Genomic DNA, 12,977 nt, shown 5'->3' with positions numbered 1-12,977 from the left:
CATCAACGGGCAAAGCTGCGGGCGCCTTGAATGCGGCGCATTCGTCCGCATCGCGTTAGAGCATCGCGTTTATCACTCCAGCAGATAACCGTATCGGATTTGCTTCGTTGTCGCCGCGGCCGCGCGCCGGTAAATTCGTCTGACTGCGCCCTCGTGGGCGTCCTCCGAACAGATTCGACGAAGAGTTTCCTGTGACGACTGCCATTGCACCCATCGCCGCCAGCGACCCCGGCCGCGCCAACCCGGCCTCGCGTATCGAGATTCGCGCGTTCGACGGCCCCGTCGGCGCAGAAGTGCTGGGTCTCGATCTCGATCAGCCGCTGAGCAACGAAGATTTCGCGCGCATTCACCGCGCACATCTCGATCACCATGTGCTGGTGTTTCGCGATCAACGCATCACGCCGGATCAGCAGATTGCGTTCAGCCGCCGCTTCGGTCCGCTGCAGATTCACGTGCTTCATCAATTCCAGTTGCCGGGTTATCCGGAGGTGCTGGTCGTCTCGAACATCGTCGAGAACGGCCAGCCGATCGGTCTGGGCGACGCGGGCCATTACTGGCATTCCGATCTGTCGTACAAGGAAAAGCCGAGCCTGGGTTCGCTGCTGCATGCGCAGGAATTGCCGTCGGAGGGCGGCGACACGTTGTTCGCCAACATGCACCTCGCGTGGGACACCTTGCCCGCACATTTGCGCAGCGCTGTGCAGGGGCGCTCGGCAGAGCATACGTATCTCGCGAAATACGCGGAATTGCAGAAACGCAGCCCGTGGCGGCCGAATCTTTCCGCGGAGCAGATCGCGCAAGTGAAGCCGGTGGTGCAGCCGATCGTGCGCACGCATCCGGAGACGGGGCGTAAAGCGCTGTTCGTCAGCGAGCATTTCACGACCCGCGTGATCGGCCTGCCCGAAGGCGAGAGCAAACAGTTGCTCGAGGAGATTTTTGCGCACAGCGTGCGTGCCGAGCATCTGTACCGGCATCGGTGGGCCGAGCACGACATGGTGTTCTGGGACAACCGTTCGTTGATGCATCTCGCCGCCGGCACGCCGGACCATCTGCGCCGCAAGCTCTATCGCACGACTATCGAAGGCGATGTGCCGTTCTGACGGCAACTTCGCCCGCTTCAACCATTACACGCTGACCGGAGTTCCGATGCTCGCCAAGTTTCGCCCGACCGCTGCGCGGTCGTCCTTTGCTCGCCGTTTGACCGCAACAATTCTGAGCTTGTCGATGGGCGCGGCCGGCCTGGCAGCGGCCGTGCCCGCGCATGCCGAAGGGCAGATCCGCATTGCCGAGCAGTTCGGCATCGTCTATCTGCTGCTGAACGTGGCGCGCGATCAGCAATTCGTCGAGAAGGAAGGGCGCAAGCAGGGGCTCGATATCAAGGTCGACTGGGTGAAAGTGTCGGGCGGCGCCGCCGTCAACGATGCATTGCTTTCGGGCGCGGTGGATATCGCGGGCGCCGGCGTCGGTCCGTTGCTGACAATCTGGGACCGCACGCACGGCAAGCAGAATGTGAAGGGCGTCGCGTCGCTGGGCAATCTGCCGTATTACCTCGTGAGCAACAATCCCGATGTGAAGACGATTGCCGATTTCACCGACAAGGACCGCATTGCGGTGCCGGCTGTCACCGTCTCGGTGCAATCGCGCGTGCTGCAATACGCTGCGGCGAAGCGTTGGGGCGACAAGGATTACAACCGGCTCGACAAGCTGACGCAGGCGTTGCCGCATCCTGATGCGGCCGCGGCGATCATCGCAGGCGGTACGGAAATCAGTGGGCATTTCGGCAATCCGCCGTTTCAGGAGCAGGAACTGGCCGGCAATCCGAAGGCGCATATCGTGCTGAATTCGTACGACGTGCTGGGCGGCCCGAGTTCCGCAACGGTCCTGTACGCGACCGAAAAATTCCGCGACAGCAATCCGAAGACCTACCGTGCGTTCGTCGATGCGCTGGCCGACGCGGCGCGCTTCATCACCGCGAATCCGGATGCCGCCGCCGATATTTACATCCGCACGAATCAATCGAAGATCGACCGCAATCTGCTGTTGAAAGTGATCAGGAATCCGCAGGTGCAGTTCAAGGTCGCGCCGCAGAATACTTTGGGCCTCGCGCAGTTCATGTATCGCGTCGGGGCGATCAGGAACGAGCCGAAGTCGTGGAAGGACTATTTCTTCGACGACCCGGCGACCGCGGCGGGGGGCTGACATGGCGTTCTCCTTCAACTTCGCCGGACCTTCAACGGGCCAGGTGGTCCGCATACCGGGAGCGCTCTGATGGTGGCTAATCCCACGCGTCTGTTTCCGAACCGCGCCGAGCCGGCAGGCAGTCTGCCGTTTGCAGACGGCGCGGCGGCCAGCGCGGCAACCCGCGCGGCAACCAGCGAAAAGTTGCTCGCGGTCGAGCACCTCAACCTCGAATATCGCACCCGCGAGCGGATTGTCCGCGCCACGCATGACGTGAGCTTCGACGTCTACGGCGGCGATCGCTTCGTGCTGCTTGGACCGTCCGGTTGCGGCAAGTCGACCTTGCTCAAAGCCGTCGCCGGATTCATCCAGCCGAGCTCGGGAAGCATTGCGCTCGATGGCGAGACCGTGCGCGGCCCCGGCGCCGATCGTGTCGTCGTGTTCCAGGAATTCGATCAGTTGCCGCCGTGGAAGACGGTCGTGCAGAACGTCGCGTTCCCACTGCGCGTGGCGAAAAAACTCTCGCGTGCGGAAGCTAACGAGCGTGCGCTGCATTATCTGGAGAAGGTCGGACTCGCTTCATTCGCCGATGCGTATCCGCACACTTTGTCGGGCGGCATGAAGCAACGGGTCGCGATTGCCCGCGCGCTGGCGATGCAGCCGCGTGTGCTGCTGATGGACGAACCCTTTGCGGCGCTCGATGCGCTCACGCGTCGCAAGATGCAGGAGGAACTGCGGCGCTTGTGGGAAGAGGTGAACTTCACCTTGCTGTTCGTCACACATTCGATCGAAGAGGCACTCGTGGTCGGCAACCGGATTCTGTTGCTCTCGCCGCATCCGGGGCGTGTGCGGGCCGAGCTCAACAGCCACCAGTATTCGCAGGACAGTTTCGGGCGCAGCGACTTTCAGCGCAGCGTCGCGCGAATTCATCAATTGTTGTTCGAGCAGACGGAGACCGTTCAATGAGTGCGCCCGCTACCTTGCTGCCGCCGGTTCGCGAAGAGTATGAACGTCCGCTCGAACCGCTCGGCGAACGGGTTCTCGAAACGCCGTTGCCGCTCGGCAAGCGGATCTTTGCGCAAAGCTGGTTGCGCAAGACCCTGATTGCGCTGGTGCTGATCGCTGTGTGGGAGATCGCCGCGCGCGCCGTCGATAACGATTTGCTGTTGCCGACCTTCGGCGCCACTTTCAGCGCGTTCGTGCAAGGCGTCTGGTCCGGCGAACTGCTGCGGAAAACCGCGGTGTCGATGTCGGTGCTGTTGCGCGGCTATCTGCTGGGCGCCGCGCTCGCCTTCATGTTGACGTCGCTGGCCGTGTCGACGCGCGTGGGCCGCGATTTCCTGTCGATGCTGACGGCGATGTTCAATCCGTTGCCTTCGATCGCGCTGTTGCCGCTCGCCTTGCTGTGGTTCGGTCTCGGCACCGGCAGTCTGTTGTTCGTGCTGGTGCACGCGGTACTGTGGCCGTTGGCGCTCAATACGTACTCCGGTTTTCAGTCGGTGCCCGCGACGCTGCGCATGACCGGCCGCAACTACGGCCTGACCGGCTTGCGCCACGTCCTGCTGATTCTGGTGCCGGCTGCGTTGCCGTCGATACTCGCCGGCTTGCGGGTCGGCTGGGCCTTCGCGTGGCGTACGCTGATTGCGGCCGAACTCGTATTCGGCGCGAGCTCGGGCAACGGCGGCCTTGGCTGGTACATCTTCCAGAATCGCAACGAGTTGTACACGGATCGCGTGTTCGCGGGATTGGCCGCGGTGATCGTGATCGGTTTGCTGATCGAGCATCTGGTGTTCGATACGCTCGAACGCATCACCGTGCGGCGCTGGGGCGTGCAGCAGTAGCAGGATCTGCAACGCGGTGGCCGGCAGCGAGGCATTCGGGCAGGTGCCGTATCGGCAAGACCGGTTGGCGGTGCTGCTGAGTCTCGGCTCGCTGGTTCCATCAGCTATCCTTGCCTGCCTTACTGCGAGAGACCCGCAGCGTCCGCTGCATCGCATCCCCAATCTGCCGCCACAAAAACTCAGCCGCCGGAGAAAGCCGCCGCCCGACGCGCCTGAGGATCTGGCTGCTGAATTCGCGTGCGATGGGGTGCTCCAGCTCCAGCGCGACGAGCCTTCCCGCGTCGAGATATTGCCGCGCCGCGTCGGTCGACATGAAGGCGACGCCAAGTCCGGCCGCCGCAATGGCCTGAGCCGCGGAAAAAAGATCGCAACGGTAGGCCGGCGCAAGATTCAGCCGTTCCGCGTGCAGGATCGCATCGAGATACTGCTGCGCGCCGAACTGTTCAGGCATGAAAATGAGCCGCTGCGCCTTCAATTCATCGAGCCTGATGCGCCGCGGCCCGGCCGCAGCCAGCGCATGGCGCGGGCTCACGAGCGCGCAGAAGGGCGCCGCCCGGAAAGACTTCGCCCGGATCGACGGATCGCGCTTACCGCCCGCACAGAGCCCGATATCCACCTCGTCGTTACGCACCATCGCCGTGATGGCGGCGGTCGAGCCGCTGTGAAGTTCGACCACGATATCGGGAAACTCCGCGCTGAACCGCTCCAGTGCGATTGCCAGCAGATTCTCGACGAAGCCTTCGCCAACGCCGATTCCGACCCGTCCGCGCCGCAGGCCCCGGAACTCCTCCAGTTGGGCCAGCATATCGGCGTCGCGCCGGCAGCTCTCGCGAAAATGCTCGAGCAGGCTTCGGCCGATGTCGCTCAGCGCCACCCGGCGGCCGTGCCGCTCCAGCAGGACCACCCGGTGCCGGCGTTCGAGCTGCGCGACCTGGCGGCTGACCACGGACGCGTTGATCCCCAGCGCGTCAGCCGCCGCGCGGACGCCGCCGTGCACCTCGATCTCGTGCAGATAGCGCAGGCTCCGCGTGTTGAGCGCGTTGTCCCGGTCCGCCTCTTCGTCTTTCTCCATACCGTCGCCTGTTGACTTCGCAGTCAACATTATCATCCCTGAAACGTCATTGATCAGCGTTTTTTGCAGCGAAATACTTGCGCGATCATTTCCCACGGAATGCAATCCGACCATGGCAAGCACGACCCATTTTTGCGCACTCGACGATACGAAAGACCTCCACGAAGAGCTGAGCACCATACGCCGTCACCTCCATCAGCATCCTGAGCTGGCGTATCAGGAGTTCCAGACGGCCGATCTGGTGGCCCGTCAGTTGGAGGGCTGGGGCTATCAGGTGACGCGCGGCCTCGGCGGCACCGGCATGGTGGCGTCGCTCACAGCGGGCAGCGGGTCGCGTGCGGTGGCCGTGCGGGCCGACATGGATGCGTTGCCGATCACCGAGGAAACCGGGCTGCCTTACGCCAGCGCGCACCAGGGCCTGATGCATGCGTGCGGTCACGACGGGCATACGACGATGGTGCTCGGCGCGGCGCGCCATCTCGCCCGGACCCGCCGCTTCAACGGCACGGTCCATCTCGTGTTCCAGCCCGCGGAGGAAATCGGCGCGGATAGCGGCGCGGAGCGGATGATTGCCGACGGCCTGTTCGAGCGCTTCCCGTGCGAGGCGATTTTCGGGCTGCACAATCATCCCGGTTATCCCACGGGTACGTTCATGTTCCGCAGCGGGCCGTTCATGGCAGCGTGCGACACGGTGGACGTCACGATTCACGGTCGCGGCGGGCATGCGGCGCGTCCGCATCTCGCCGTCGATCCGGTGGTGATCGGCAGCACGCTCGTGACCGCGCTGCAGACGGTGGTTTCGCGCAACGTCGACCCCATGGAGACAGCCGTGATCACGGTGGGCGCATTCAACGCGGGACACGTGGCCAACGTGATTCCCGAATCGGCACGTTTGCAGATCAGCGTGCGCTCGTTCGATGCCGAGGTTCGCAAGCTCCTCGAAACCCGCATCCGCGCGCTCGTGGAAGCGCATGCGAGCGCCTACGGCGCGCGGGCCGACATCAAGTACATCGCCGGCTATCCGGTGGTCGTCAACAGCGAACGGGAAACCGGGCTGGCGCTGCAGGTGGCGCGCGAGCTGGTCGGCGACGAACAGGTGATCGACGGGTTCGGGCCCATCGCGGGCAGCGAGGACTTCGCCTATTACCTGCAACACAAGCCGGGTTGCTTCCTGCGCCTCGGCAACGGCGAAGGAGCGCCCATGCTGCACAACGCCGCCTACGATTTCAACGACGCCAACCTTACCGTCGGCGCCGCCTACTGGACCCGACTCGTCGAGCGCTTCCTCGCCGAGCAGGCCTGAGGCGTGCGGACACCCTAAAGCAAACGCCGTGCGATGCCTGAGGCGTTGCGCAGAGGCGCTGAGTGCGACCAGATCATCAATGGGGATTTTTTCATGTCAGCCAAACCTGTGCCGTCAGGCATCGTCGAACAGAATCGTGCTGTGTCATCGAGCAGAATCGTGGTGGCCGCGACCGTCGGCAATCTGCTCGAGTTCTACGATTTCACGGTCTACAGCTTTTTCGCGTTGACGATCGCGAAGCTTTTCTTCCCTTCGCACGATCCGATCGTCTCCACGCTGATGGCGCTCTTCGCATTCGCGATCGGCTTTGTCGCGCGTCCGCTCGGCGGCTTCGTGCTCGGCCGCTACGCGGACAAACGCGGCCGCCGTGCGGCACTGACGCTGACCATCTTCCTGATGGCGCTCGGCTCCCTGACGATCGGCCTCACGCCGACCTACGAGTCGATCGGCCTGGCGGCGCCCGCCATCATCATCGTCGCGCGTCTGGTGCAAGGGTTTGCGCAAGGCGGCGAGTTCGGCGCGGCCACCGCGACGCTGCTGGAAACCGGTTCGGCCAAGGGGCGCGGTTTCCGCGCGAGCTGGCAGCTGGCCAGCCAGGGCGCGGCGGCGTTGATGGGTTCGGGGATCGCGGCGATCCTCACTTATCAATTGAGCAGCACGCAACTGCTGGAGTGGGGCTGGCGTACGCCGTTCCTGATCGGCACGCTGATCATGCCGGTGGGCGTCTATCTGCGCCGCCATATCGTCGAGGAGCCGCCCAAGGCGGAGGCGTCGAAGCAAGTCGTGCTCGAAGGGTATCTCGTGCGCAAGTGGTTCCTGACCGTGTTCGCGATCATGGGCATGACCGTGGCCACCTATGTGCTCATGTACTACATCCCGACGTACTCGATCCAGTACCTGAAGATGCCGGCCAGGCTGTCGATGCTGGTGTCGATTTCGGCGGCGGCCGTGTCGTTGACATTCTGTCCGATATGGGGCGCGCTGTCCGACAAGATGCAGCGCCGCAAACCGCTGACGATGACCGGGCGCGTCATGCTGATCGCGCTGCTGTATCCGGCGTTCTGGCTGATGAACCAGTTTCCGTCGCTGCCGGTGGTGATGGGCCTCATCATCGTGCTGATGTTCTTTTACACGATGGGGTCGGCGCCGGCTTATGCGCTGATGCCGGAGAACTTCCCGAAGCACGTCCGCGCCGGCTATCTGGCGAGCGCGTATGCGGTGTCCGTGTCCGTGTTCGGCGGGAGCGCGCAACTGGTCGTCGCGTGGCTGATCCGCGTGAGCGGCAACACGATGGCGCCGGCGTGGTACATGATCGCGTGCGTGATCGTGTCCCTGATCGCCGTGTCGATGCTCGAGGAAACCGGAGGGCGGGAACTCACCTGAACGGAGCGCTCAGAACAGCTGCTTCTGACCGCTCATCAGCGTCGTGAAGTTGTCGCGCAACATCGGCAGGATGGCGTCGGCGACGGGCTGCAACTGGCGCGTCAGATAGTGTTCGTAATCGATCGGCGAGCGCAGTGTTTCGAGCGGTTCCGGTCCGGCGACCGTCATGACGTAGCTGATCCAGCCGCCGTTCTGGTATTGCAAAGGCCGGCCCTGCTGCCGATTGAACTCGTCGGCCACGCGTGCCGCGCGAACGTGAGGCGGCACGTTGCGCTGGTAGTCGCCGAGCGGCCTGCGCAGCTGTTTGCGGTACACAAGCTGGTCGTCCAGCTTGCCCGCGAGCGTCTCGCGCACATAGTCGCGCACGTAGTCCTCATACGGCTGCCGCCTGAAAATGCGCGAGTAAAGTTCCTGCTGAAACCGCTGCGCAAGCGGTGTCCAGTCGGTGCGCACCGTTTCCAGGCCTTTGTAGACGACGTCCTCGCTGCCGTCCTGCAGCACGGTCAATCCGGCGTAGCGTTTCTTGCTGCCTTCCTCGGCGCCGCGTATGGTCGGCATGAAGAAGCGCCGATAGTGCCGTTCGAATTGCAGTTCGAGCGCGCTGTCGAGGCCGAAGCGCTCCTGCAGATGTTGCCGCCACCACTGGTTGATGTGCTCGACCAGCGCCCGGCCGATGCGGCTCGCGTCTTCCTCGGAATGAGCGTGTTTCAGCCACACGAAGGTCGAATCGGTGTCGCCGTAAATGACTTCGTACCCTTCGGCCTGAATCAGCTCACGCGTGGAGTGCATGATTTCGTGGCCGCGCATGGTGATCGACGACGCGAGACGCGGGTCGAAGAAGCGGCATCCGCTGGAACCCAGCACGCCGTAAAAGGCGTTCATGATGATCTTCAACGCCTGCGAAAGCGGCTTGTTGTTTTCGCGCTTGGCCGTTTCGCGTCCCTGCCAGACCTGGCCGACGATCGACGGCAAAGCGTGGCGGCTGCGCGAGAAACGCGCGCCGAGGAAGCCCGGCACCGATTGGTCGTCGCCGGGATGCTGCATGCCTTCGACGAGACCCACCGGGTCGATCAGGAAGGTGCGGATGATCGACGGATACAGGCTCTTGTAGTCGAGAACCAGCACCGAATCGTAGAGGCCGGGCCGCGAATCCATCACGAAACCGCCCGGACTCGCGGCGCCCGCCACGTCGCCGAGATTCGGCGCCACATAGCCCTGCCGGTGCATCCGCGGCATATACAGATGCGTGAACGCCGCCACCGATCCGCCGCTGCGATCGGCGGGCAAACCGGTGACCGTCGCGCGTTCCAACAGGAACGGCAGCAGTTCGGTCTTCGCGAAGATGCGTGTGACCAGCTCGCAATCATTGAGGTTGTAGCGCGCGAGAGCGGGCTTGTCTTCGTCGAAGCGGCGCTGGATTTCGTCCATCCGCTGATACGGATTGTCGATCGACTTGCCTTCACCGAGCACCGAGCGCGCGACGTACTCGAGGCTGAACGACGGGAAACTCCACGTCGCGGAGCGCAGCGCTTCAATGCCGTCGATGATCAGGCGGCCGGCCGCACCGGCGAAGAAGTGGTTCTGCTGGTGGCTGTGCTCGCGCCACTCCATAACGGCGCCGCCCCGTCCGAGACGCAGCGGCACGCGATACTGTTCGGCGTGCTGCTGCAACACGCGCAGATCGAACTGCACGAGATTCCAGCCGATGATCGCATCGGGGTCGTGCCGCTCGAGCCACACGTTCAGCTTTTCGAGCAGCTGTGCGCGGGTTGCGCAGTATTCGAGCTCGAAGTCGAGTTCGCCGGCCTCGCCGTTCGGCGGGCCCAGCATATAGACCTGGCGCTGTCCGCAGCCTTCGAGCGCGATCGAGTAGAGCTCCGCGCGAGCACTGGTTTCAATGTCGAGCGAGACCAGCTTTAATTGCGGGCGATAGCCGGTGGCGGGCTTCAGTTCGCTGTTCAGCAGCGTGCCGCCGCCCTGCGCTTGTTCCTGCGATTCTTCCTGCGCTTGTTCCGGTGATTCACCGCCGAACCATACCGGCGCGGTGATGAAGCGCTCCATCATGTAGCGCTCGGGCGGGACGATGTCGGCTTCATAGACGTCGACGCCGCCTTGTTTCAAACGCTTCCCGAGCCCGGTCAGTTGCCGGTACTGCGGGCAGTAAAGTCCCATGACGGGCCGGCGCTGAAAGTCGCACAGTTCAAGCGGGCGCAATTCGAACTGTTTCTCGCGGTTCAGGATCGCTTCGGCGCGCTCGCGGTGCACGACCGGGATGAACGCAACCGAAGGCTGTGGACGCAGACGGACATGACGGGGTCCGCCGTCCGTCGCCAGCCAGAAATCGACCTCCGTGCCGGCCGGCGTATCGCGCCAATGTCGGGTCAGAATGAAACCCTGTTCAAGCTCAGTCAAACGTCCACCTCGAAACCGCCTTAGTCGCCATGTGCAATTTTACCGTCATGCATTCGTTGCCGTGACCTTGCGACGGCTGACTGCAACCGCGCCGCGTAGTCTGTATGATCGCCTTGCAGCGATTCCTTCGGCGCAGCCGATGTGCCGGTCAGTCTACTGAGAACGGAGCGAAGAACATGACTTTGGGCAAACTTGTCGTGGTGGCCGTCGTGGCAGCAACCAGCCTTGGTGCGCAGGCGCAGATCGCCGGCACCCAACCCCTTAGCGTCACGGTCGAACAATCCAACGCGCTGCTGAGCGGTTGGAGCGCAAAGAAAAGCATTCTCGGCAAGGCGGTGTACAACGACCAGAACGAAAAGATCGGTTCGATCCGCGATCTGGTGATCGCACCCGATGGTTCGCTGTCGGCGGCAATCGTCTCCACGGGCGGTTTTCTCGGCGTGGCGTCGCATGACGTAGCGGTGCCGATCGCGGCGCTCGATATACGCTCCGGGAATTTCTATCTCGCAGGCGCGACGAAAGACGCGCTGAAAGCGACGCCTGCGTTCCAGTACAACAAGGTTCAGGCGCCGCCGAAGCCTAAGAAACTGAGCGGGCAGTAAGCTGTTTTTTCCGGCTGGGTCGCCGGCGGACTCGCCGGCTGAGAGGTGCAATCACGCTTCCAGGGCGAGCGTGGCGAAGGTGCCGAGCCAATGCTCGCCCATGTAGTCGCCGGCCACATGAGCCAGTGCGCTTTGCAGGTGAAGCTCGGCCGAATCGAACAACGTGACCCGCCGCGCATCGCCGGCGGGCAGCGCACGCGCCAGCGACCGCTGACACCATGCGCGGCTCAGATTCAAGCCATCGAGGTGGGCGATCTTGCCGTCGGTGCGATCGGTCACGGTAACGGGTTCGAACAGGGTGTCGGGCTTCTTCGCGCCGAGATCCGGCAGAAAGCGCCTGAACCATTCGCTGAATTGCGCGGGCGGCAACACGCGCCGCATTAATTCCGCTTCCATCAGCGAAGGCGACAGGAATTCGTCGCCGGCGGGCTCCCACGCCTGACATGCAACGTCGTTCAGAAACCAGCGCTCCGCTGTATTGACCAGTAACACTTCGAGCGATTCACGCGAGGTTTGACGCGCGAAATCGAGCGTTAGGGCAAGCGCGAACGCCATGTTGAAGTGCGTGCCGACGCGCAACGGGTAAGTCGCTTTGGGCAGAAACTCTTCGAATCGTTCGACAAAGGTTTCGGTGAGCGGCGCAAAGGATTTGGACCAGCGTGCGGCCTCACAGAGCTTCAGCGACTGGAGTTGCGCACTCAGCGCGAGCAGCCACGCCCACCCATACGGACGCTCGAAGCCTCGGTTGTGCGGCAGGTCGAGATACGCGCGTTCGCCGGCCACGTTCGCGTCGGTGAAGTGCTCGTCGACCACCGCGATGATGCGCGCCGCTTCGGGAAGATCGGGAAAGCGGTCGAGCAGATGCAGGATCAGCCAGTAGCCGTGCACGCATGAATGCCAGTCGTAGCTGCCGTAAAAGATCGGATGCAACGCACGCGGACTCTGCACGTCCTGCGGACCGGCGAGGGAGTGAGTCAGCTTGTTCGGATACTCGCGTGTGAGGTGATCCAGCGCGAGATTGGCAAATTTGGACGCGAGTTCGGGAGTGAGTTGAGCAATCATCGAGCGGCCCCTCAAAAGCGGAATACGACGAGATACATCAGATCAGTATGGTATCGATCATCAACAATAGCAAAACCGCCGGCCGTCGGGCTTCGTTGGGCCTTCCTTGCTGCACTCGATTTGAACTCAGGTAAAGGGAGCAGAGCTTATGCGCTGCTGGTGCGCTGTTTTAAACGAGAATGGGGCAGCAAATCCAAAGCCGACGGCAAGCTCACAACGGTCCCAACATTTCGACAACCGCCGATTTCTCGAACTCGGGACGATTATTCTATGTCGGTACGGCGACCGGTGCCCACTCGCCGCCGGCGTCGAGCATGCGCACCGCAAAACCGTAGCAGCGCTCGATCAGTTCGGGCCGCATCATTTTGTGTGGCGTGCCCTGCGCGATTATCGTGCCTTCCGCGAGCAAAGCGATCGTGTCGGCATGGCGCGCCGCCAGATTCGGGTCGTGCACGATCGCCAGTGCGCCTATGTTCCAGCGGCGCGCCACGTCCCGGACTGTCGCCAGAAGATGGTGCTGATGCGCAAGATCGAGGGCGGCGGTCGGCTCGTCCAGCAGGAGATATCGAGGCATTGTCCCAACGTGCTCCGGACAAATATCGGCAACAGGCCAGAGCTGAGCAAGGACCCTCGCAAACTGGACGCGCGCCAGTTCGCCCCCGGACAGTGTCGTGATGTCGCGCCCGGCGAGTCCAACGGCCTCCGCAAGTGCCAGCGCCTCGCCGACAATCTCCCGATCGCGTCTTGAAGGCGCGCCGCCGCGTACATGAGGGTAACGCCCAAGCAGCACGATTTCCTCGACGCTGAACGGGAACGCGGGCTGGGAAGATTGAGGCAACACGGCGCGCAGCAGGGCGAGGCGTTGAGGCGGGATCGCACGCAGCGGTTCGCCGTTGAGCGTCAGATCGCCGCTGATGCGCAAACCACGCATTGGGCCCGCGGTGTCGAACTCTCCGGCCAGCGCCTTGAGCAGCGTACTTTTGCCGACGCCGTTGCGGCCGAGGAGCGCCGTCAAGGCACCTGGCTTCACGGCTAGCGAAAGGTTCCGTAAAATCGTGCTTGCGCCTCGCGTCACGCTCAAATGGCTCGCGATCAACATCTTATGTCTGCTCCATCGGATTCAC

At 63.2% G+C, this 12,977-nt stretch carries 11 protein-coding genes; 7 read left to right on the top strand and 4 right to left on the bottom strand.

The window, feature by feature from the left end:
• Window positions 1-191 precede the first annotated feature (191 nt).
• The 4 genes from DLM46_RS23835 to DLM46_RS23820 all read left to right on the top strand — a co-directional run bounded on the left by DLM46_RS23835 (window position 192) and on the right by DLM46_RS23820 (window position 4,019).
• Window positions 192-1,100 carry a TauD/TfdA dioxygenase family protein gene (locus tag DLM46_RS23835; RefSeq protein ID WP_425274011.1) on the top strand — a complete coding sequence of 303 codons (909 nt, stop codon included), beginning with the start codon at window positions 192-194 and terminating at the stop codon, window positions 1,098-1,100.
• A 46-nt stretch (window positions 1,101-1,146) separates the two neighbouring features.
• On the top strand, window positions 1,147-2,199 hold the full coding sequence (locus DLM46_RS23830; protein WP_115104620.1) for an ABC transporter substrate-binding protein: 1,053 nt from the start codon (window positions 1,147-1,149) through the stop codon (window positions 2,197-2,199).
• A gap of 69 nt (window positions 2,200-2,268) precedes the next feature.
• Window positions 2,269-3,144: an ABC transporter ATP-binding protein gene (locus DLM46_RS23825; protein ID WP_115104487.1), complete on the top strand. Its 876-nt coding sequence runs from the start codon at window positions 2,269-2,271 to the stop codon at window positions 3,142-3,144.
• Window positions 3,141-4,019 (top strand): ABC transporter permease, encoded by an 879-nt coding sequence (locus DLM46_RS23820; protein WP_115104484.1) that lies wholly within the window; start codon window positions 3,141-3,143, stop codon window positions 4,017-4,019. Before DLM46_RS23825 ends, DLM46_RS23820 begins: the two co-directional genes overlap by 4 nt.
• A 100-nt stretch (window positions 4,020-4,119) precedes the next feature.
• Here the strand turns inward: DLM46_RS23820 and DLM46_RS23815 are convergent, their stop codons facing one another.
• The gene (locus DLM46_RS23815; RefSeq protein ID WP_115104618.1) at window positions 4,120-5,091 is read right to left on the bottom strand and encodes a LysR family transcriptional regulator; all 972 of its coding nucleotides are present in this window, start codon (window positions 5,089-5,091) and stop codon (window positions 4,120-4,122) included.
• Between the two features lie 112 nt (window positions 5,092-5,203).
• Between DLM46_RS23815 and DLM46_RS23810 the strand changes: the two genes are divergently transcribed.
• Both DLM46_RS23810 and DLM46_RS23805 read left to right on the top strand, forming a co-directional pair.
• Complete coding sequence (locus tag DLM46_RS23810) at window positions 5,204-6,394, top strand: M20 aminoacylase family protein (RefSeq protein WP_115104481.1); 1,191 nt, start codon at window positions 5,204-5,206, stop codon at window positions 6,392-6,394.
• A 93-nt stretch (window positions 6,395-6,487) separates the two neighbouring features.
• Window positions 6,488-7,777, top strand: a complete 1,290-nt coding sequence (locus tag DLM46_RS23805) for an MFS transporter (RefSeq protein WP_115104479.1) — start codon at window positions 6,488-6,490, stop codon at window positions 7,775-7,777.
• A gap of 9 nt (window positions 7,778-7,786) precedes the next feature.
• Here DLM46_RS23805 and DLM46_RS23800 read toward each other — a convergent pair whose 3' ends face one another.
• Window positions 7,787-10,189, bottom strand: a complete 2,403-nt coding sequence (locus DLM46_RS23800; protein ID WP_115104476.1) for a DNA polymerase II — start codon at window positions 10,187-10,189, stop codon at window positions 7,787-7,789.
• Window positions 10,190-10,365: 176 nt separating this feature from the next.
• Here DLM46_RS23800 and DLM46_RS23795 point away from each other — a divergent pair, with 176 nt between their 5' ends.
• Window positions 10,366-10,791: a PRC-barrel domain-containing protein gene (locus tag DLM46_RS23795; protein ID WP_115104474.1), complete on the top strand. Its 426-nt coding sequence runs from the start codon at window positions 10,366-10,368 to the stop codon at window positions 10,789-10,791.
• A 51-nt stretch (window positions 10,792-10,842) separates the two neighbouring features.
• Here the strand turns inward: DLM46_RS23795 and DLM46_RS23790 are convergent, their stop codons facing one another.
• Together DLM46_RS23790 and DLM46_RS23785 are read right to left on the bottom strand one after the other, a co-directional pair.
• On the bottom strand, window positions 10,843-11,853 hold the full coding sequence (locus DLM46_RS23790) for a DUF2891 domain-containing protein (protein WP_115104472.1): 1,011 nt from the start codon (window positions 11,851-11,853) through the stop codon (window positions 10,843-10,845).
• Between the two features lie 268 nt (window positions 11,854-12,121).
• Window positions 12,122-12,952 (bottom strand): heme ABC transporter ATP-binding protein, encoded by an 831-nt coding sequence (locus DLM46_RS23785; protein WP_115104469.1) that lies wholly within the window; start codon window positions 12,950-12,952, stop codon window positions 12,122-12,124.
• Window positions 12,953-12,977 lie beyond the last annotated feature (25 nt).

Origin of the sequence: Paraburkholderia lacunae, assembly GCF_003353175.1 — a bacterium.
Lineage (GTDB): Bacteria > Pseudomonadota > Gammaproteobacteria > Burkholderiales > Burkholderiaceae > Paraburkholderia > Paraburkholderia lacunae.
The sequence above is the reverse complement of the archived record's forward strand: the minus strand, read 5'-3'. Positions and strand labels throughout refer to the sequence as shown.